The 18,389-nt window shown below is 62.5% G+C and carries 19 protein-coding genes; 7 read left to right on the top strand and 12 right to left on the bottom strand.

Annotated features, from left to right (window positions below):
* Window positions 1-5: 5 nt before the first annotated feature.
* Window positions 6-1,217, top strand: coding sequence for a sodium/glutamate symporter (gltS, locus tag HX805_RS13760; RefSeq protein ID WP_177116936.1), 1,212 nt, complete (start codon window positions 6-8; stop codon window positions 1,215-1,217).
* A 23-nt stretch (window positions 1,218-1,240) separates the two neighbouring features.
* Here the strand turns inward: gltS and HX805_RS13755 are convergent, their stop codons facing one another.
* The 6 genes from HX805_RS13755 to HX805_RS13730 form a co-directional block, all read right to left on the bottom strand.
* Entirely contained in the window at window positions 1,241-2,332 is a 1,092-nt protein-coding gene (locus tag HX805_RS13755) for a carboxylesterase (protein WP_250884727.1), read from the bottom strand.
* Between the two features lie 214 nt (window positions 2,333-2,546).
* Window positions 2,547-3,806, bottom strand: a complete 1,260-nt coding sequence (locus HX805_RS13750) for an FAD-binding oxidoreductase (RefSeq protein ID WP_177116935.1) — start codon at window positions 3,804-3,806, stop codon at window positions 2,547-2,549.
* A 3-nt stretch (window positions 3,807-3,809) separates the two neighbouring features.
* Complete coding sequence (locus tag HX805_RS13745) at window positions 3,810-5,381, bottom strand: aldehyde dehydrogenase (NADP(+)) (protein ID WP_177116934.1); 1,572 nt, start codon at window positions 5,379-5,381, stop codon at window positions 3,810-3,812.
* Between the two features lie 179 nt (window positions 5,382-5,560).
* Window positions 5,561-6,508: a dihydrodipicolinate synthase family protein gene (locus HX805_RS13740; protein ID WP_087693960.1), complete on the bottom strand. Its 948-nt coding sequence runs from the start codon at window positions 6,506-6,508 to the stop codon at window positions 5,561-5,563.
* A gap of 38 nt (window positions 6,509-6,546) precedes the next feature.
* Window positions 6,547-7,473: a 4-hydroxyproline epimerase gene (locus HX805_RS13735; protein ID WP_177009387.1), complete on the bottom strand. Its 927-nt coding sequence runs from the start codon at window positions 7,471-7,473 to the stop codon at window positions 6,547-6,549.
* A gap of 30 nt (window positions 7,474-7,503) precedes the next feature.
* Window positions 7,504-9,120: an APC family permease gene (locus HX805_RS13730; RefSeq protein WP_008438731.1), complete on the bottom strand. Its 1,617-nt coding sequence runs from the start codon at window positions 9,118-9,120 to the stop codon at window positions 7,504-7,506.
* Window positions 9,121-9,331: 211 nt separating this feature from the next.
* On the opposite strand from HX805_RS13730, the gene HX805_RS13725 reads away from it, so the two are divergent.
* Together HX805_RS13725 and HX805_RS13720 are read left to right on the top strand one after the other, a co-directional pair.
* The gene (locus HX805_RS13725) at window positions 9,332-10,108 is read left to right on the top strand and encodes an AraC family transcriptional regulator (RefSeq protein ID WP_177009388.1); all 777 of its coding nucleotides are present in this window, start codon (window positions 9,332-9,334) and stop codon (window positions 10,106-10,108) included.
* Window positions 10,108-10,344: a hypothetical protein gene (locus tag HX805_RS13720; protein ID WP_177116933.1), complete on the top strand. Its 237-nt coding sequence runs from the start codon at window positions 10,108-10,110 to the stop codon at window positions 10,342-10,344. Before HX805_RS13725 ends, HX805_RS13720 begins: the two co-directional genes overlap by 1 nt.
* Before the next feature lie 27 nt (window positions 10,345-10,371).
* On the opposite strand, the gene HX805_RS13715 is transcribed toward HX805_RS13720, so the two are convergent.
* Complete coding sequence (locus tag HX805_RS13715; protein WP_177116932.1) at window positions 10,372-11,286, bottom strand: SGNH/GDSL hydrolase family protein; 915 nt, start codon at window positions 11,284-11,286, stop codon at window positions 10,372-10,374.
* A 165-nt stretch (window positions 11,287-11,451) separates the two neighbouring features.
* On the opposite strand from HX805_RS13715, the gene HX805_RS13710 reads away from it, so the two are divergent.
* The 4 genes from HX805_RS13710 (at window position 11,452) to pcp (ending at window position 14,530) form a co-directional block, all read left to right on the top strand.
* Window positions 11,452-11,877, top strand: a complete 426-nt coding sequence (locus HX805_RS13710) for a GNAT family N-acetyltransferase (protein WP_177021776.1) — start codon at window positions 11,452-11,454, stop codon at window positions 11,875-11,877.
* Window positions 11,878-12,214: 337 nt separating this feature from the next.
* Window positions 12,215-12,928, top strand: a complete 714-nt coding sequence (locus HX805_RS13705) for a DUF969 domain-containing protein (RefSeq protein ID WP_177048065.1) — start codon at window positions 12,215-12,217, stop codon at window positions 12,926-12,928.
* The gene (locus HX805_RS13700) at window positions 12,925-13,875 is read left to right on the top strand and encodes a DUF979 domain-containing protein (RefSeq protein ID WP_102605117.1); all 951 of its coding nucleotides are present in this window, start codon (window positions 12,925-12,927) and stop codon (window positions 13,873-13,875) included. The genes HX805_RS13705 and HX805_RS13700 overlap by 4 nt, the downstream gene beginning before the upstream one ends.
* 7 nt (window positions 13,876-13,882) lie before the next feature.
* Complete coding sequence (pcp, locus tag HX805_RS13695; RefSeq protein ID WP_177080689.1) at window positions 13,883-14,530, top strand: pyroglutamyl-peptidase I; 648 nt, start codon at window positions 13,883-13,885, stop codon at window positions 14,528-14,530.
* On the opposite strand, the gene HX805_RS13690 is transcribed toward pcp, so the two are convergent.
* From HX805_RS13690 to HX805_RS13670, 5 genes are all read right to left on the bottom strand, one after another.
* On the bottom strand, window positions 14,523-15,935 hold the full coding sequence (locus HX805_RS13690; protein WP_003219987.1) for a heavy metal sensor histidine kinase: 1,413 nt from the start codon (window positions 15,933-15,935) through the stop codon (window positions 14,523-14,525). The genes pcp and HX805_RS13690 overlap by 8 nt on opposite strands.
* Window positions 15,932-16,603, bottom strand: coding sequence for a heavy metal response regulator transcription factor (locus tag HX805_RS13685; RefSeq protein ID WP_003219986.1), 672 nt, complete (start codon window positions 16,601-16,603; stop codon window positions 15,932-15,934). Before HX805_RS13685 ends, HX805_RS13690 begins: the two co-directional genes overlap by 4 nt.
* Window positions 16,604-16,654: 51 nt before the next feature.
* Window positions 16,655-16,912, bottom strand: coding sequence for a DUF2790 domain-containing protein (locus HX805_RS13680; protein WP_003219985.1), 258 nt, complete (start codon window positions 16,910-16,912; stop codon window positions 16,655-16,657).
* A 111-nt stretch (window positions 16,913-17,023) separates the two neighbouring features.
* Window positions 17,024-17,794, bottom strand: coding sequence for an alpha/beta fold hydrolase (locus HX805_RS13675; RefSeq protein ID WP_003219984.1), 771 nt, complete (start codon window positions 17,792-17,794; stop codon window positions 17,024-17,026).
* A gap of 161 nt (window positions 17,795-17,955) precedes the next feature.
* Window positions 17,956-18,168: a phage infection protein gene (locus tag HX805_RS13670; RefSeq protein WP_102368534.1), complete on the bottom strand. Its 213-nt coding sequence runs from the start codon at window positions 18,166-18,168 to the stop codon at window positions 17,956-17,958.
* Between the last annotated feature and the right edge of the window lie 221 nt (window positions 18,169-18,389).

Below are 18,389 nucleotides of genomic sequence, written 5' to 3'. Positions count from 1 at the left end.
GCCCCATGCTTCAACTCGACTTCTATTCAACGCTGGTCGCCGCCTCCCTGGTGCTTTTACTCGGGCGCGGGCTGGTCGCTCGAGTCGGTTTCCTGCGCACTTACAATATTCCGGAGCCGGTGGCCGGCGGTTTAGTGGTGGCGGTGCTGCTCCTGGTCCTGCGTATGCTCGCTGGCATTGAGGTCCGGTTTGATTCGTCGCTGCAGACGCCACTGATGTTGGCTTTCTTTGGCACCATTGGTTTGAATGCGGATTTTGCCAGCCTGAAGAAAGGCGGGCGGGTGCTGGGGATTTTCCTGCTGGTGGTGACGGCGCTCCTGGTGGTCCAGAACGCGATGGGGATTGCGCTGGCCAAGGCGCTGGGGCTCGATCCGTTGATGGGGTTGTTGGCGGGCTCCATTACGCTGTCGGGTGGGCACGGGACCGGCGCGGCCTGGGGCGCGGTGTTCAGCGAGAAGTATGGCGTGGCGTCGGCGTCCGAACTGGCCATTGCTTCCGCGACCTTTGGCCTGGTGCTCGGCGGCCTGATTGGCGGCCCGGTCGCTCGCCTGCTGATCAAGCGCGTCCAGACGCCCGCCCTGGCGCCGGTACAACCGCGTGGGCCAAAAGGATTCGAGCAGCCGAATCAAGAGCGCATGATCACCTCCTTCTCGTTTATCGAGACCCTGGCGCTGCTCGCCATCAGCCTGCAAGTGGGCACGTTCCTCAGCGGTTTTATCCAGGGCACGGCCTTTGAGCTGCCGACGTTTGTGTGTGTCTTGTTTGTCGGTGTGGTGTTGCGTAATGGCCTGTCGGCGCTCGGCTGGCACCAGGTATTCGAGCGCGAAGTCTCGGTGCTCGGGAATGTCAGCCTGTCGTTGTTCCTGGCGATTGCATTGATGTCGCTCAAGCTCTGGGACCTCGCCGCGCTGGCCCTGCCGATTTTCATCCTGCTGGCTGCGCAGGCGTTGATGATGGCGCTGTTTGCGATTTTCGTGACGTTCCGGGTGATGGGGAGCAACTATGACGCGGCGGTCCTGGCGGCGGGGCACTGCGGTTTCGGGCTCGGTGCCACGCCAACTGCCATTGCGAACATGCAGGCGGTGACCCAGCGTTTCGGGCCATCGCAGATTGCATTTCTGGTGGTGCCGATGGTGGGCGCCTTTTTCATCGATATCACCAATGCGATCGTGATCAAGTTGTACCTGGCGCTGCCGTTCCTGGGCGTCGCGGGATAAACGCGGTTTACCGGATTTGCCGTTTAATGACTCGCCAGGTCCTGCTTGCCCAGGACCTCGTCAATCACCCCAAGCTGCCAGGTGAAATACGGATTGAACGTCAACCGCGCGTGCATCTTGCCCGGCTCACGGTAGCCCCAGTCCGAATACCACACGTCGGCCCCTTGTTCGCAGGCGCGGGTTGCGTCGTCCGTCTGGCCGTTCCAGCAAAACCGCAGGCTGCCCTGTTCGCCATACAGAGCGTTGTCGGGTGAGAACAGCAACCCCATGTGGGAGAACTGGCTGATCCGCAACTCCGGCAGGTAGTCGGTACGCGCTTTTACACGGCGGGTATCCCAGGCGCTCTCTGGCAATGTGCCGTACCAGGCGAGGCGGCTATGGGGGTTGCTGAAGCGTTGCTGGAAGGTCTCCAGCACGTAGTGCGTATCGAGTACTGAGTCGTGGGCTGCGACGGCAATGAACACCGGCTTGTCATAGGGGCGCCGCTCCAGGTCCTGGCGGGCTAGCCGGCTGCTGCGGTAGAACTGGGCAAAACCGTTGGTGGGCACTGTCATGTAGCGCACCAGGCTCTGTTGTGGCCGGCTGGCGTCTGGCGCCAGCAGCCAGGGGCGCGCCCAACTGATCAGGGGTGTCAGCCAGTCGTAGGTCATGCTGGACTGGAACGCGGGAGAGAACAGCAGCAGCCCCGCGACGTCGTCGTGTTTGTAGGCGTAGTCGAGTACCAGGTTGGCGCCGGTGGAAAAGCCGCCGAGGTAGATTTCTCCCACCTCTGCGCGAAGGATCGCAGCCTGTTCGTCCACCACCCGGCGCCAGTCTTCCATGCGCACCTGCAGCATGTCGGCCGGTTGCGTGCCGTGGCCGGGCAGCAGCACGGTCCTGACCAGGAAGCCGCGGGCGGCCAGTGCGCTGCCGATATCGTGGAAAGACCAGGGTGAGTCACCCAGGCCATGCACGAGAATGATCCCGCGCTTGGGGGCACCAGCCGGGCGCCATTCCTGCGGGGCGTTCCAGTTGAGTTCGGCATCCTTGTCGGTGCCCTGGAAGTCACGATGGTCCCGCAGCCATTGCAAGGTAGCGGCGCGATACGCTTCGAATGACTTCTGGCCAAGCGGCATGCCCGGTTCTGCCAGGGCTGTCGTGCAGAGCAATAGGGCGAGCATGCCGCAAGCAACGCTTCGGAGCGTTCTGCGCATCGATGGACGGGGCTGCATACAGGTGTGGTTGTTCAAGGCAGGTTCTCAACGGAGCGTAACCGTAAGGTCATGCACGATAATGACCTGCCTTGTATCGCCGAAAGTGCGAAACAGTAGCAAGACGTTTCCGATGATCTCAGAAACGATCCAGCCGGTAGGGCTCAAGCGCCGGCAGCCCGTTGGACGCGGCCGCAGGCGATGCCAGCCGTGCAATCAACTCCGCCGTCACCGCAGCCTGCGTCAGGCCCAGATGCTGATGCCCAAAGGCAAGCAGCACCTTGCCCTCGCACACCTTGTCGATAATCGGCAGCGAGTCCGGCAGGGAAGGGCGAAACCCCATCCACGGCGTTGCGTCCTCGGCACTCAAGTCACGACGAAACAGCCCCTGGCTCAGTCGATGCAACTGCCACGCGCGTTCCATGTTCGGTGGGCGATCAAGGCCGGCGAACTCCACGGTACCTGCCAGCCGCAATCCGCCGTCCATGGGCGTCATGATGAACTTGCGCTCCAATGACGTGACCGCAAACGGCAACCGTCCATGCTCATGGGGCAACATCAGGTGATAGCCGCGCTCTGTATCCAGCGGGACCTTTTTGCCAGTCAGTGCGCCGGTCAGGCTGGCTGAGTGCGCACCGCATGCGATCAACACCTGGCGCGCGGCCACGGTGCCTTGGTCAGTCCGCAATGAAACACCGTGCTCGTCCAGCTTCCCGCCCACGACCTGGCGCTTGAGAAATTGCACCCCGCTGGCTTTGGCCGCTTCCATCAGCTCGCAAACCACCCCATAGGGATCGAGAAAATGCCCGGTGCGAGGAAAGAACAACCCGCCCTGAATCCCTTTGCTGAGTTGTGGCGCCGCGTCCTGCACCCCGCTGGCGTGCCAGTGGTCCACCGGCACTTCCTGCTGACTCATGCGTGCCAGCAATGCATCAATGGCCTGTCGCGACTCGGCGCGCTCGAAGACCAGCAACGAGCCGTCTTCGCGCATCAGGTGCGGGCGCTCGATGCTGCCCAGCAGCCGGTGCCAGGCGCCCAGGCTGCCTTCATTGAGCGCGCGGATCCCGGCGACGGTGCGCTGGAAGGGCGCCGGGCGCAGGTTCAGCAGCAGCCGGGTAAACCACGGCAGTGCACGCGGCAGGTATTTCCAGTCCAGGCGCAGCGGGCCCATCGGGTCCATGAGCATGGCGGGCAAACGCGTCAGGATCGACGCATCCGCGATGGGGAACACTTGCTCGGTCGCCAGGTGGCCGGCATTGCCGAACGAGGCGCCGTGGCCGGGTTCCTGCTGATCGATGATGACCACCCGCCGGCCCTGGCGCGCCAGTTGCAGCGCGCAGGCGACGCCGATGATGCCGGCGCCCACTACGGCGATGTCTGGCATGACGTTATCGGACATGTTCTAGGCTTCCCTCTGACCGTCGAGCAAGCGCCGCAGCAGCAATGGGTTGCCGTGTTGCAGGGCCGTCGGCAGCAAGCTATCCAGGAAATCCTGGTAGCACACCGGCCGCAGGAATCGCAGGATCGCGGCGGTGCCCACCGAGGTGGTGCGTGAGTCCGAGGTGGCCGGGAATGGTCCTCCGTGCACCATCGCATCACACACTTCAACGCCGGTCGGCCAGCCGTTGACCAGCAGGCGGCCGGCCTTGCGTTCCAGGGTCGGCAGCAGCGCGCGGGCAGTTGCCAGGTCGTCGTCATCCAGATGCAGTGTGGCGGTCAGTTGGCCCTCCAGGTGTTCGCTGACCCGGCGGACCTCATCGACGTTGGCACATTGCACGATCAATGACGCGGCGCCGAATATCTCGGCTTGCAGGCTGTGATTGGCGAGAAAGTCCCGGGCCTGGGTCACGAACAAATGGGCCTGTCCCTGGTTCGGCCCTTCTGCCGGCAGACCGGTACCTGCGAGCTGAGCATGCCGGGTCAGGGCGCTGACACCGTCTTCGTAAGCCTTGAAGATCCCCGGTGTCAGCATGGTCTGGGCAGTGCTGTGTTGAAGCAGGTTGGCAGCCGTGCCGACGAAGTGGTCCAGCGCTTGCCCTGCAACGGCAATCACCACCCCGGGGTTGGTGCAGAACTGGCCGGCACCCTGGGTCAGGGACGCGACAAAACCTTGTGCCAATGCTTCACCGCGTGCGCTCAACGCAGCGGGAAACAGGTAGACCGGATTGATCGAGCTCATCTCTGCATACACCGGGATCGGCTCGGGGCGCGCCTGGGCCGCCTGGCACAAGGCAATACCGCCGCTGCGCGAACCGGTGAAACCCACGGCCTTGATGCGCGGATCGCACACCAGCGCGATACCGACCTCGCGGCCCGAGCCATACAACAGCGAAAACACACCCTCAGGCAGGCCACATTGCTGAACGGCCCGGGCCACCGCGCGGCCCACCAGTTCGCTGGTGCCAGGATGCGCGCCGTGTGCCTTCACGATCACCGGGCAACCGGCCGCCAGTGCCGACGCGGTATCACCGCCCGCCACCGAGAATGCCAGCGGAAAATTGCTCGCGCCGAACACGGCCACCGGCCCCAGCGGTACGTGGCGTTGACGCAGGTCCGAGCGAGGCAGCGGCTGGCGTTCCGGTTGTGCAGTATCCACCCGCACATCCAGCCATTCACCCGCGCGCACGGTGCGGGCAAAGGTGCGCAATTGCTGGCAGGTACGCCCGCGTTCGCCCTGGATGCGTGGGCGGGGCAGGCCGGTCTCGGCCATCGCCCGTTCAATCAGTTCATCGCCCAGGGCTTCGATTTCGTTGGCGATGGTTTCAAGGAATTCGGCGCGAGCCGCCAACGGCGTTTCGCGATAGTTATCGAAGGCGCTCCAGGCCAACGCACAGGCGTGTTCGACATGTTCGGCGGTGCCGCCGGCGTAGGCGGGTTCCAACGCAAGGTTGGTGGCAGGATTGATCGCCCGGATGGCCTCGCGGCTGCCTGGAATGGAGTGCTGACCAATCAGCATGGTGCCCGTCAGAGTCATGGCGTAGTCCTGGAAAGTAAAGATGGGCTTGGCGAAGAGAATCCACTGTGGGAGCTGTCGAGCCCCAGCGAGGCTGCGATGCAGGCGCTGCGGTCTGGCAGGTACACCGCAGTGATCCCATCGCAGCCTCGCCGGAGCTCGACAGCTCCCACATTTGATTTTTGCTGCCTTGAATAGTGTTAAGCGACGTTCTGCTCGGCCGACCAGTTGGCGTACCACTGGCGGAACAGCGCGTACTGGTTCTCTGCATAACGACGCTGGGCATCGCTGAGGGCATCGGTCTCGTTGAAGTGCAGGGTGTATTCCTTGTCGCCGTTGAGCACCATCAGATGTTTGTAGAACAGCACCAGGTCGCAGCCTTCGTCGAAGGACGACAGCACCGCCAGCGCCGACTCCAACTCCCGCGCCTGGCGACGTGCAGTGGCGTCGCCCTTGGCGGCTTTCTTGCTCAAGGCCACCAGTTGCAGGACTTCCCGTGGCAGTGCATTGCCGATGCCGGTGATTGCGCCGGTGGCGTTGCAGTTGACGAAGCCGTGCACCACTTGGGTATCCACGCCGACCATCAAGGTCACGTCATCGTCCTTGGAGGTGATGTGTTCGGCCGCGTAGCGCAGGTCTGCAGCACCGCCGAATTCCTTGAAGCCGATCAGGTTCGGGTACTCGCGACGCAGTTCGAAGAACAGGTCGGCGCGGGTGGCGAAGCCGTAGTAAGGGCTGTTGTAGATCACCGCCGGCAGGTTTGGCGCCGCCTTGAGGATGGCTGCAAAGTGATCTTTTTGCGCCGTCGCCGATGCGCCACGGGACAGCACCCGCGGGATGACCATCAAACCATGGGCGCCGACCTTCGCCGCATGCGCTGCATGGGCCACGGCTTCACGGCTGTTGACCGCGCCGGTGCCGACGATGGTCGGCACACCGGCGGCCACCAGGCGCGCCACGCCTTCCTGGCGCTCGGCCTCGGTCAGCAACGGCCAGTCGCCCATAGAGCCGCAGTACACCACCGCGCTCATGCCGATATCGATCAGTTCGCGGCCCTTGGCGACCAGTGCGTCAAAGTCCGGTTTGCGCTGGGCGGTGCACGGCGTCATCAATGCAGGGATGCAACCGGTGAAGATAGTGGTATTCATTGTTTCAGCTCCAGTTTGATTGAAGGGGCGGGGGCGGTTCAGATGCCCCACGCGAAGGGGTCCTGTTCGTCGATCAGCAAGGTGCTGTCGGCGGTCATGTAGGCGCGGCCGGTGATGGAAGGGCGCACACGTTCGCCCTCCCATTCATAGCTGCCTTCGAATTGGCTGCCGGTGATGCTGGCTTGTATCCACGGCTCACCGGCGGCGAGTTTCCCGTCGGCCGCCAGGCATGCGAGCTTGGCGCTGGTGCCGGTGCCGCAGGGCGAGCGGTCGTAGGCCTTGCCTGGGCACATGACAAAGTTGCGGCTGTCGGCCTGGGGGTCGTCGGCGAACAGTTCGATATGGTCGATCAGGGCACCGTCTTCGCCGTGGATGCCCTGGGCTTCGAGGGCCTTGAGCATTGTCCAGGTGTAGTCGGTCAGGGCTTCGACGTTGTCCATTTCCAGCGCTTGGCCATGATCGGAAACCAGGAAGAACCAATTGCCGCCCCAGGCGATATCGCCGTAGACCAAGCCATGTCCAGGCACTTGCACCGAGACATGCTGGCGATAGCGATAGGCGGGCACATTGCGCAACGTGACCGCGCCGTCGGCGTGCAACGTGGCGCTGACCGGGCCGACCGGCGTGTCGATCTTGTGCACCCCCGGCGCGATCTGCCCCAGGTGATGCAGCGAGGCAACCAGGCCGATGGTGCCGTGGCCGCACATGCCGAGGTAGCCGGCGTTATTGAAGAAAATCACGCCGCAGGTGGCATCGGCCGAGACCGGCGCGCAATACAGCGCGCCCACCAGTACATCGTTGCCACGGGGCTCCAGCAGGCACGCCCTGCGCCATTGGTCATGCCGGGTGCGCAGGTCGTCGAGCTTGTCGACCATGGTCTCGCCGGCCAACGTGGGAAACCCCGTCATCACCAGGCGCGTGGGTTCGCCGCCGGTGTGGGAATCAATGATGTGCACTCGTTTCATAGAACAATCCATCCAGTGGTTGGCTGAGGCTCAGGAAGCAAGCTGCACTCGGCCGATGTCGGGCTCAGGGGCTTCGCTTTCGTCGTCTTCGGTTTCCAGGCGAACCAGGTGCGCCGGCACGCCGGTGGCCGCGCCCCAGTAATAGATCCCCAGCGCGCAAGCGGCGACGACCACGGTGTCGAAGGGATGGCCGAGGATGCCCAGGCCACCGAAGCTGCCGAGCTTCGACAGGATGATGGTCACGGCGTAGAAGCCGATCAGCCAGGCGGAGGAGCGAACCTGGCGGCCCAGGCTCAGGTGCAGGGTCGGCACAAAACGGCCGCACAGCAGGTACACCACGAACATCAGGATTTGCAGGCCGAGCAGCCACGACACGGTGCTCCAGCCGGACCAGTAGACGATCAGCGCGGCGATGATGAACGACAGCGGGCCGAGCAAGCCCATCCACTTGACCCGGAACGGGCGCGGCAGGTCAGGCGCATTGCGGCGCAGGGCGGCCACGGATACCGGCGCCACGGCGTAGCTCAACACCAGCGCGGCGGACACCACGTTGATCAGCGCTTCCCACGACGGGAAGGGCAGGGTCCAGAACACCGACAGGCCAAAGGTCAGCCACAGCGCCGGGCGCGGGATGCCGGACTTTTCGTCGATGCGGGTGAAGATCTTGAAGAAGGTTCCGGTTTGCGCCCAGCCGTAGATCACCCGTGGCGTGGCGTTCATGTAGATATTGCCGCAGCCGCTGGGGGAGATCACGGCGTCGGCGACCACCAGGTACGCCAGCCAGCCCACGCCCAGGGCGAGCGCGATGTCGCGGTACGGCAGGGCCAGTTCCTTGGCGACGCCGGCCCAGCCGTTGGCGAGCATTTCGGTGGGGATGCCGCCGAGGAAAGCGGTCTGCAACAGCACGTAGATTGCAGTGGAGAGCAGCACCGACAGGATCAGTGCAATTGGAATGGTGCGTTGCGGGTTCTTCACTTCGCTGGCCACCGAGATGATCGGCGTCAGGCCCAGGTAGGCGAAAATCACCCCGCCGGCAGACACGGCCATTTCAATCCCCGACAGGCCGAACGGCGCGAAGCCCTGGGCGTGGAAATTCTCCGGCTTGAAAAAGGTGAACAGCACGCCGATCACCAGCAGGGGCACGATGAACTTGAACACGCTGACCAGGTTATTGGCCATGGCGAAGGTCTTCACGCTGCGGTAGTTGAGGGCGAAAAACAGCGAGAGCAGCGCAAACTGCACGAACCAGCCGAGGACGGTGGGGTTGCTGGAACCCGCCTGCGTCAACTCGGGAAACCACGCCGCGGCGTATTGGCGCGAGGCGACCACTTCAATTGCCACCAGGCTTGAAAACGCGATCAGCGTGATAAAGCCCATCAGGTAGCCCAGCAGCGGGCCGTGGGAATAGACCGGGTAGCGCACCACGCCGCCGGCGCGGGGCAATGCCGCCCCCAGTTCGCAATACACAATGCCCAGCAGCAACACGGCGAAGCCGCCCAGCAACCAGGAAAAAATCCCCGCCGGTCCGGCGATGGCGGAGACGTGACTGGCCGCGAACAGCCAGCCCGAACCGAAGATCGCTCCCAGTCCGATAAAGGTGAGGTCGATCAATGAAAGCTGTTTCTTGAACTTGCCTTGGGCTGACATGGCGGCGCCTTCTTGTGGGTTATTGGATAGGCATGCAGTGGCCATACAGTGAACCCATCAACGGCGCCGCGATTGATGTTTTGCGCAGGCTGCGATGACGAAATCAGCACAATTGCGAGTGCTCGACAGGGCCACCGCCATGCGGCAATCTGCTCGCCAGGCACCGCCCGCCGGGCGCCTGGCCTGTCCGCAAAATGCAGGAGAGAGCGTCATGATGCAGAGCGCGTTCGCGACCCTATGCCAAGGGAGCGGGTCGAATCGTCCACAGACCATCGAAGAATTACTGGCCGGCGTGGGGTTGCTGTTGCCGATGCTGGACGTGATTCCCAATGCCGCGATCTTTATCAAGGACGTGCAGGCGCGCTACGTATTGGCCAACCGCACCTTGGTGCAGCGGTGCGGCTTGAAGGACTTGCAACCGCTGTTGGGAAAAACCAGCGCCGAGGTATTTCCCGCGCAGTTGGGGCCCGGCTATACCGAGCAGGATCGGCGGGTGCTGGAGCAGGGATTTGTCCTCGAAGACCAGTTGGAATTGCATTTGTACGGTACCCGCGAGCCGGGTTGGTGCCTGACCCACAAATGGCCGCTGTACAGCCGCGACGCTGCAATCATCGGCCTGGCGGGCATCTCGGTCGACCTGCAAACCGCCAGCGAAACCCACCCGGCCTATCAACGGCTGGCGGCGGTGGACGAGCACATCCGGGCGCATTTCAATCGGCGGGTCACGTTGGGTGAACTGACGCGGATCGCCGGGATTTCCGTGGCGCAACTGGAGCGCTACTGCAAGCGCGTGTTCCACCTGACACCGCGCCAGATGATCCAGAAGGTACGCCTGGAACATGCGCACCGGCTGCTGCATACCGAGCTGCCGATCACTGAGGTGGCGTTGCAGTGCGGGTATACCGACCACAGTGCGTTTACCCGGCAGTTCAAGGCGTTGACCGGGTTTACGCCGCGCCAGTATCGGCAGGCGACCAGTGTGCGGTGATGTCTAATTGGATCTACGTGAATGTCATGAGCAGCGGTGGCGCCAACAAGGAGGGCGCCAACGCTCTTCGCAGTTGCGCAAACCTGGTCAGTTTTATCCCTGCCGTTGGTGCGACTTATCAAGTCATCCAGTCCGTGCCGGTGAGTGGCTGCGTGGTGGATGTCACCGACAAAAGCACCGGGGGCTCTCCCGATTCGTTCAGAAGAGAAGCGGTTATCGGTGGGTGTTCGCCTTGACTCAGTAGGACGGCGTCACCTGGGTAATCACTGGCCGGCCTTCAACGTTTCAAGCATCGCCTGTGCTGCCAGCGCATGCACCTTGCGCGTCGGATGCCATTCATCCCAGTAGTAATGCGCATCCGGGTTTTCACACACCGGCTTCACGTCCGGATAGGTGTGTTGGCAGGGCGTATCCAGGTCTTTCAACCCCGCCACCTGGGGAGCTGCGCGCAGCTTGTCGCTGAACGCCACGTGGTCGAAGTAGCTGATGCTGACCTGATGCGCCTTAGCCAATGTGCTCAGCACAACCGGCAGTTCTTGTTCCAGTACCTGCTGGTAGTTTTTCGCGTTCTCGACTTGATTGCCCTGCACCACGGCTGGCACATGACTCAAATCCGTGGTGCCCACTACCATCACGTGTTTTGCGCCCGCTGTAATCAGTGTCTCGGTGGCTTTCTGAATATTTGCCACGCTGTTCTGGCTAAGTACGGCAACCGACTCGGTGTGCGAGAAGTCGGCCCATTCAAAAAAGTCGTTGGCCGAGATGAAAATGAAAAACAGCGCCTTCGGGTCGGCTTTGTGTGCCTTGGCGGACTTCAGGTAGTCAGCGATCTGGCCTGAAACGCCGGTGTCGCGGGCGGGCTCCATCCAGGCGTAGTAGTTGCCATTGCCACTCTTGGCGCCGCCCACCGCGTAATCGGTCAAGGGTGTTTTCAAGGCGTGGGCCAGGTTCTCGACGGCAGTCGGGCCATTGCTCCAGCGGCCCTTCCAGTACAACGAGCCGGGCAGTTCCTGGGCATCCTTGACCTTCAGAGTGGCCAGGGTCTTGGTGAAGCGTTCACCCGCACCGTTATCGGAGTAGCTATCGCCGAACGCATAGAGGTGATCGTAGCGGGGAGCGCCAAAGGCGGTGGAGGCGGTCAGTACCAATAGAGCGGCCAAGCAAGCGCGTAGAGTCATTGGAAATCTCCCGGGTGGTGCTCCAAGAGTACTGGCGGTGAAGTGCATGCCCGCGGGCGGTTGCGACCTGTGTGTAGCTGAGGGCGCAAAGACTGTCCTGTATGCGACAGGTGGCTATCGCTGGTAGTGTCCGCAGAATTGGGCATTCACATCAGGAAGATTGAGATGGCATCAGCGATAGAGTTGTCTTTTGAAGTTACGGAGCAAGAGCGCCAGGCCATCCTTCAGCCGCTGAGGGCATACAACATCAGCCAATGCGGCGAGAACCCGTTCGAAACGTTTGGGCTGTTACTGCGTGATCCCGCCAGCCAGGAAGTGGTGGGCGGCCTGTACGGGAAAATTTCCTATGGCTGGATGTTCATTGAGCTGTTGAGCGTGCCTGAGTCAATGCGCACTCAAGGCATGGGCTCGCGGCTGATGCGCGCGGCTGAGGAGCTGGCACGGGAGAAAGGGTGTGCGGGGATCTGGCTGGACACCTTCAGCTTCCAGGCGCCCGGGTTCTACCGGAAGCTGGGTTTCAGCGAGTTCGGGCATATTGCCGAGTACCCGCCAGGACACACGCGCCACTTTTTCCAGAAGCACCTGGGCTGAGGGCTAGCGGGTCACCGACCGCCACGTGACCAAGCCGTCCAGCCCTTTATCGGACTTCAAGTACCTGAGCACGTTCTGCACCTGGGCCTTCTCTTCAAACGGGCCGACAAATGCCCTCTAACGCTTCAAACACCCACAAACTTTATTGGATTGCAGCAACAATTTTTCTTGTTGGACACCTCCCTCCCCAAGCAGCAAAGATGCGGCCACTGACGCTCGACCTTCCAGGTCAACAATAAAAAATCGAGCCGGGCTGCACGCCGTTTTCTTGCAGTGAACCCTTTGTTCACTACCTGCTTTACTGGCGCCGCAGCGCGCACTTAAGGACCTCACCACCATGCAAACTGTTGTGAACCTATGGCCGCTGATTGGCGTACTCGTCATCGTGGTCGGCTTTGTGTTGCGCTTCAATCCGCTGCTGGTCGTCACGGCGGCAGCGATTGCCACCGGGTTTGCCGCCCACTTTCCACTGGAAAAGATCCTCGCCACCATGGGCGACGGCTTCCTCCAGACTCGCGCCTTGCAATTGATCCTGTTGTTGCCCCTGGCTGTCATCGGCTTGCTGGAGCGCCATGGCTTGCGCCTGCATGCACAAAACTGGATCGCGCGCTTTGAGCGGGCCACGGTTGGGCGCTTGCTGATCATCTATCTGTTTGTGCGTGAATCCACAGCGGCCATGGGCCTGACGAGCCTGGGCGGGCATCCGCAGATGGTGCGCCCGTTGCTGGCGCCGATGGCGGAAGGTGCGGCGGAAAAACGCTATGGCAAACTCCCCGACAAGCTTCGCCACAAGGTCCTGGCCATGTGTGCCGCGACCGACAACGTCGGGCTGTTTTTTGGCGAGGATATCTTCGTCGCCTTTGGTGCGATTGCGTTGATGCACACCTTCCTGCTGGGTTCGGGGATTGATGTCGAGCCTCTGCACATTGCGGTCTGGGGCATCCCGACGGCGATCTGCGCCTTCATCATTCACGCCATGCGCTTGCACCGCTTTGACCGAATGCTGACCCGAGAGCTGTTGCCGGCCAACACAGCGGAGGCGGCGCAATGATCATTTCCATTCAATACCTGTACTGGCTGGCCGGCGTTCTGCTGGTGATCACCGCCGGGATGATCCTGATGGATCGCACCCACCCCAGGCGCTGGTCGAGTTCGTTGTTCTGGCTGCTGTTTGCCATTCCGTTCCTGGTGGGGGAGCGCCTGCCCTCGGTGGTGGTCGGCGTGGGCGTGGTGGTGATGGCACTCATCGCGGGCCTGGGCGGTGTAGGCCGCGGCGCGCATGCCCAGTTGCATGACAAGGCCGCACGGGCCAGCGCTGGTCGCCTGGGGCATAAACTGTTTATCCCGGCATTGGCCATTCCGTTGACCACGGTGATCGGCTCGGTATTGCTCAAACACACCGAGATCGGCGGCGTGCCGCTGCTGGACCCGAAGAACACCACCTTTGTTTCCCTGGGTATCGGCTGCCTGATTGCACTGGCGCTGGCCTGCTGGCTGACGCGGGACACCCCGGTGCAAGCCCTTCGCGAATCCCGGCGCCTCACCGAAGCGCTGGGCTGGGCGATGGTGCTGCCGCAGATGCTGGCGATGCTCGGGCTGTTGTTCAACGAAGCGGGCGTGGGGACGGCCGTGGCGCACATCACCACCACCTATATCAACCTGGATTACAAGCTGGTAGCGGTGATGGTGTATGTGTTGGGCATGGCACTGTTTACCGTGATCATGGGCAATGGCTTTGCCGCCTTCCCGGTGATGACCGGCGGCGTTGGCGTACCGGTGCTGGTAGGCATCTACGGCGGCAACCCGGCGGTGATGGCTGCCATCGGCATGTTCTCCGGTTACTGCGGTACGCTGATGACACCCATGGCGGCCAACTTCAATATTGTCCCGGCAGCGTTGCTGGAGCTGCCGGATAAAAACGCGGTCATCAAGGCACAGATGCCGACCGCGTTGATGATGCTGGTGGTCAATATTGTCCTGCTCTACCTGCTGATGTGAGGCTGTAATGCGCACTGTATTGCTGACGGGTTTCGAACCGTTTGACCAAGACCTTGTCAACCCGTCCTGGGAGGCGGTACGACTGTTGGAGGGTGTGCCGCTGGGCGCTGATGTGCGGATTGTCGCGCGGCAGTTACCCTGTGCCTTTGCCACGGCGGGCGAGCGCCTGGCTCAGCTGTTGGCCGAACACCGCCCGCAGATGGTCATTGCTGTCGGGCTGGGCCCCGGGCGCAGTGATATTTCCATCGAGCGGGTCGCGATCAACCTCAACGACGCGCGGATCCCGGACAACCTGGGTGAGCAACCTGTCGACACGGAAGTGCTGCCCGGCGGCCCTGCGGCCTACTTCGGCACCTTGCCGAGCAAGGCCATGGTGAGGGCCGTGCGCGAGGCCGGCATTGGGGCCAGCGTGTCGCAAACCGCCGGCACTTTCGTATGCAACCAGGTGTTCTATCTGTTGCAGCACGCGCTCGCCGGGTCAGGGGTACGCAGCGGTTTCATCCATGTGCCGTGGCTGCCCGAGCAGGTGGCGGGCCGAATACCCGAGCCGGCCTCGATGGCGTTGCCGATGCAGGTCGAGGGCTTGCGGATTGCGCTGCTGACGGCCTGGAATACCCTGGTGGATATCACTGAAGCGGGTGGGCAAGTCAGCTGAGGTTTTCGGCTTCGCGTCCCGGGAAAAACAACGCGAAGCAGGTCACACCGTTCTCGCTGCTCACGCTGTATCGGCCGTTATGCAACTGCATGATGGTCGCGACAATCGACAGCCCCAATCCATTGGAATGCGCCGAACGCTCCCGTGATTCATCCACGCGATAAAACCGCTCGAACAACCTGGGCAAGTGCTCCGCCGGGATGGTCGCGCCGTGGTTGGTCACCGTCAGGTTGATGCCTTCGGCGCAGGGTGTGGCCTGGATCAGCAGTTCAGAGGCGGGCGCACCATATTTGATGGCGTTGGCGCACAGGTTGGCCAGGGCACGGCGCAGCAGCATCGGCTCGGCCCAGATCACACCGGCGCCCTGGGCGAGGATGCTGATGTCGACATCGCCCGCCAGGCCTTCGAAGTAGTCGGCCATGCGTTCCACTTCGTCGGCCGCGTCCAGTTCCTGACGCTGGCGCAGTGCACTGGCCGGGTCGGTGCGGGCCAGGAACAGCATGTTGTCGAGCATGCGCGCCAGGCGTTCGAGTTCTTCGACGTTGGAGGCCAGCAGTTGCTGGTAGGCCTCGATGCTACGGTGTTGCTGCAGCGCCACCTGGGTTTCCCCGAGCAAGTTATTGATCGGCGTGCGCAGTTCGTGGGCCATGTCGGTGGAGACCTGGCCCAGTTGCACAAAACCCTTGGCCAGGCGTTCGAGCATGGTGTTGAACGAATCAATCATCGGCAGCAGTTCTTTGGGGGCGCCGTGGCTGTCGAGGCGCGCGGCGAGGTTGCCGACGCCGATGCCCTGGGCATGCACGGCCAGGCGCCGCAATGGCAGCAGGCCGCGATGCACCATCAGGTAACCGACCACCGCCAGTACCAATGCCGCGATGCTGGCGAGGATATAGACACTCAGCCGGTAGCTGGCGAGCACTGCGGTGCGCTCGGTCATCAACCGCCCGGTAGTGACTTGCAGGCTGCCCAGGTCGCCTGAATCGATGGTGGCGGCGAGGGTGGAGAAGGGGACGCCATTGACGCCGGGTAAATGCTGCACGTCGGCGAATTCCAGGGCGTGGTCCCGGGGCACCGGTGCAACGTCGGGCATGTCGATGTTGCCGGGGTTTACTTCCAGCAGCGGTTTCTGCCCGGGTGCGGCGATGCTCAGCACCGATTCGCGGTTGCCCAGCATGTTCTGGAACAGTTCGGGCTTGGTCTTGATCAGGTCCAGGGTGTTGCTGTCGTTCAGCAGGTTGCGCAGTTGGTCGACGCGGTAGATCAGCGCAGCGTCGTCGCGGTGGATCAGTTCGCGCTCAAGGTCGCGGTACAGCGCCACGCCGAGGGTTGCCAGCAGGGCGAACGCCAGCAGGGCGAAGATCAGCGCCAGGCGCAGCGTCAGGGAGTAATGCCGGGGCTTGCTCATGGTTGCGTATCGAAGCGATAGCCGATGCCGCGCACGCTATGGATCAGCTTGAGCTGGAACGGGTCGTCGATTTTCAGGCGCAGGCGGCGCACGGCCACGTCGACCACATTGGTGTCGCTGTCGAAATTCATGTCCCACACCCTTGAGGCGATCAGCGAGCGCGAGAGTACCTGGTCCTGATGGGTGGCGAACAAGTGCAACAAGGCGAACTCCTTGTTGGTCAGGGTGATGCGCACGCCGCCACGGCTGACGCGGCGCTTGAGCACGTCGATCTGCAGGTCGGCGATCTGCAAGTGTTCTTCTTCACGGCTTGGCCCGCGCCGGGTCAGGGTGCGCAGGCGCGCCACCAGTTCGGCGAAGGAAAACGGCTTGATCAGGTAATCGTCGGCGCCCAGTTCCAGGCCCTTGATGCGGTCGGCAATATCGTCCCGGGCGGTCAGGAACAGCACCGGCGTGTCGGCTTCCTTGCGCAGGCGACGCAGCACTTCCCAGCCGTCCATCTTCGGCATCATCACGTCCAGCACGATCACGTCGAACGGGGTTTCCAGGGCCTGGTGCAAACCGTCCACGCCATCGCGGGCAAGGCTCACGGAGTAACCCAGTTCCTGCAGGCCGTTAAGCAGGTAGTTGCCCGCCTTGGGCTCGTCTTCGACTACGAGGATATTCATGGAATTCGCCCTGGTGATGTGCAGTTCTTGCGTGGCGCAAGTGTAGCCCGATCAATTGTCATTGGGGCAGCCGATGCCCTGTACTTGATAGTCCAGCACGTGTTCGCGGCCCTGGCTGTCGAGGTAGTCGAGGCGCGCAGGGACAATGCCGCACTGGCCGTAGGTATCGGTGCTCGACAGTACTTTGGCCACGTCCATGTGCATGAAGAAGCCGGGGGTGTCATGGATCACCGAGGTGGTGGCGGTGGTATCGGCAAAGGCCGAGCCGGTGGCGAGGAGGGCAGCAAAGCCGAGGATAAACAGTTTCATGGCGGTATCTCTCTTTAAGGGTTGGCTGCCGGTATCCGGCAGTGAGTTCACAGTAACCAGGCGACACAAACAGCCAGCCAACAGGATGATGACAAGATCGTAATGAAGGGCTTAAGGCTGGCGGCCGGACGCTTCGAGGATCAGGTCGGTGATTTCCTTGGCGTGGGAAACCAGGGACAAGTGGCTCGATGGCAGCTCGATGGTGGTGGCGTTCATGCGCTTGGCGAGAAAGCGTTCCAGGTCCGGGTTGATGGTCTGGTCATTGCTGGACACCGCATACCAGGACGGCTTGGTGTGCCACGCGGCGTTGACGGTGCGACCGCTGAACAGGGTCTTGGCGATCGGTTGTTGCACGGCGTACAGCTCCATGGCCTTGGCGTGGGGTACGTCGGCGGCAAAGTACTTGAGGAAGGCGTCCTGATTCAGGGTCAGGTAACCGTCGTGCTCCACCACACCGGCCCGCACGGGAGTGCTTGGGTACTTGGCGGACAGGGCGACGAAGTCTTCGTTGGCGTCCGGAGCGCGGGCGGCGACGTATACCAGGGAGCTGACCTTGGGGTTGGCCCCGGCGTCGCTGACCACGGTGCCGGCGTAGGAATGGCCGACCAGCACGGTAGGACCGTCCTGTTGATCGAGTACGCGATTGGTGGCAGCGACGTCATCCGCCACCGAGGTCAGCGGGTTTTGCACGGCGGTTACATGCAAGCCGGCGGCCTGCAGGCGGGTAATCACTTCGGACCAGCTGGAACCGTCGGCCCAGGAGCCGTGTACCAGCACTACGTTATTGGCTTTCACCGGTGCAATCGGGCCGGCCACGGCGGCGCCGGTCCCCAGCATCAACAGGCTGGCGGCGATCAGGCAGAGTTTGCTTGCAGGTTTCATGGGCGGGCTCGCTTCATTTTCAGTGGGAAGTTGGGTCACCCGCTGTGGGTGACTGACGACTTCACTGTATGAAGTGAGGGTGCGGGCAACACTGACAGCTTGATGACAAGTTTGTAATGCAATGGGCAGCCGGAAGGCTGCCCTGGTTGGACGGTGACCCATCAGACAGTACGGGCTGCTTGCAGGCGTTCAGCGCCGCCTTCCGCCAGGCCGCGTTCGTGCAGGCGATCTGCGCCGCCCTCGGCGAGCAGGTGGGATGACTGGTCTTTGACCGCGCCAGCGTGGGTGTCGGCCGACGCCATGGATGACAGCCCGAGGCCCGCGATGACAGTCAGGCCGAGTACCAGGGACGAAGCTTTCGAGAGATTGAACATGATGAGTCTCCTACGCGTGAGCCAGCCGGATTGGCTGGTGGTCGTAGTTAATCGCCGGGGTGTATCTGCCATGTGTGCCCAGGCGTGGCGAAATGCGGGTTCGCGTATCCAGGCGGGGTTCCCATACAGTCCGATACAAACCACGGGAAGGTTTACAGCGTTTGGGCCGATCCGTAGATTGCACCAGGCAAGTGGTTCGTCAGCGCCCAAGACCGGGTGAC

This window comes from Pseudomonas sp. G5001, from assembly GCF_013385475.1.
Taxonomy (GTDB): Bacteria; Pseudomonadota; Gammaproteobacteria; order Pseudomonadales; family Pseudomonadaceae; genus Aquipseudomonas.
The sequence above is the reverse complement of the archived record's forward strand: the minus strand, read 5'-3'. Positions and strand labels throughout refer to the sequence as shown.

Coding starts and splice junctions, on each gene's coding strand:
- gltS (WP_177116936.1), top strand. CDS start 6: ATGCTTCAACTCGACTTCTATTCAACGCTGGTCGCCGCCTCCCTGGTG.
- HX805_RS13755 (WP_250884727.1), bottom strand. CDS start 2,332: ATGCCGCTTGGCCAGAAGTCATTCGAAGCGTATCGCGCCGCTACCTTG.
- HX805_RS13750 (WP_177116935.1), bottom strand. CDS start 3,806: ATGTCCGATAACGTCATGCCAGACATCGCCGTAGTGGGCGCCGGCATC.
- HX805_RS13745 (WP_177116934.1), bottom strand. CDS start 5,381: ATGACTCTGACGGGCACCATGCTGATTGGTCAGCACTCCATTCCAGGC.
- HX805_RS13740 (WP_087693960.1), bottom strand. CDS start 6,508: ATGAATACCACTATCTTCACCGGTTGCATCCCTGCATTGATGACGCCG.
- HX805_RS13735 (WP_177009387.1), bottom strand. CDS start 7,473: ATGAAACGAGTGCACATCATTGATTCCCACACCGGCGGCGAACCCACG.
- HX805_RS13730 (WP_008438731.1), bottom strand. CDS start 9,120: ATGTCAGCCCAAGGCAAGTTCAAGAAACAGCTTTCATTGATCGACCTC.
- HX805_RS13725 (WP_177009388.1), top strand. CDS start 9,332: ATGATGCAGAGCGCGTTCGCGACCCTATGCCAAGGGAGCGGGTCGAAT.
- HX805_RS13720 (WP_177116933.1), top strand. CDS start 10,108: ATGTCTAATTGGATCTACGTGAATGTCATGAGCAGCGGTGGCGCCAAC.
- HX805_RS13715 (WP_177116932.1), bottom strand. CDS start 11,286: ATGACTCTACGCGCTTGCTTGGCCGCTCTATTGGTACTGACCGCCTCC.
- HX805_RS13710 (WP_177021776.1), top strand. CDS start 11,452: ATGGCATCAGCGATAGAGTTGTCTTTTGAAGTTACGGAGCAAGAGCGC.
- HX805_RS13705 (WP_177048065.1), top strand. CDS start 12,215: ATGCAAACTGTTGTGAACCTATGGCCGCTGATTGGCGTACTCGTCATC.
- HX805_RS13700 (WP_102605117.1), top strand. CDS start 12,925: ATGATCATTTCCATTCAATACCTGTACTGGCTGGCCGGCGTTCTGCTG.
- pcp (WP_177080689.1), top strand. CDS start 13,883: ATGCGCACTGTATTGCTGACGGGTTTCGAACCGTTTGACCAAGACCTT.
- HX805_RS13690 (WP_003219987.1), bottom strand. CDS start 15,935: ATGAGCAAGCCCCGGCATTACTCCCTGACGCTGCGCCTGGCGCTGATC.
- HX805_RS13685 (WP_003219986.1), bottom strand. CDS start 16,603: ATGAATATCCTCGTAGTCGAAGACGAGCCCAAGGCGGGCAACTACCTG.
- HX805_RS13680 (WP_003219985.1), bottom strand. CDS start 16,912: ATGAAACTGTTTATCCTCGGCTTTGCTGCCCTCCTCGCCACCGGCTCG.
- HX805_RS13675 (WP_003219984.1), bottom strand. CDS start 17,794: ATGAAACCTGCAAGCAAACTCTGCCTGATCGCCGCCAGCCTGTTGATG.
- HX805_RS13670 (WP_102368534.1), bottom strand. CDS start 18,168: ATGTTCAATCTCTCGAAAGCTTCGTCCCTGGTACTCGGCCTGACTGTC.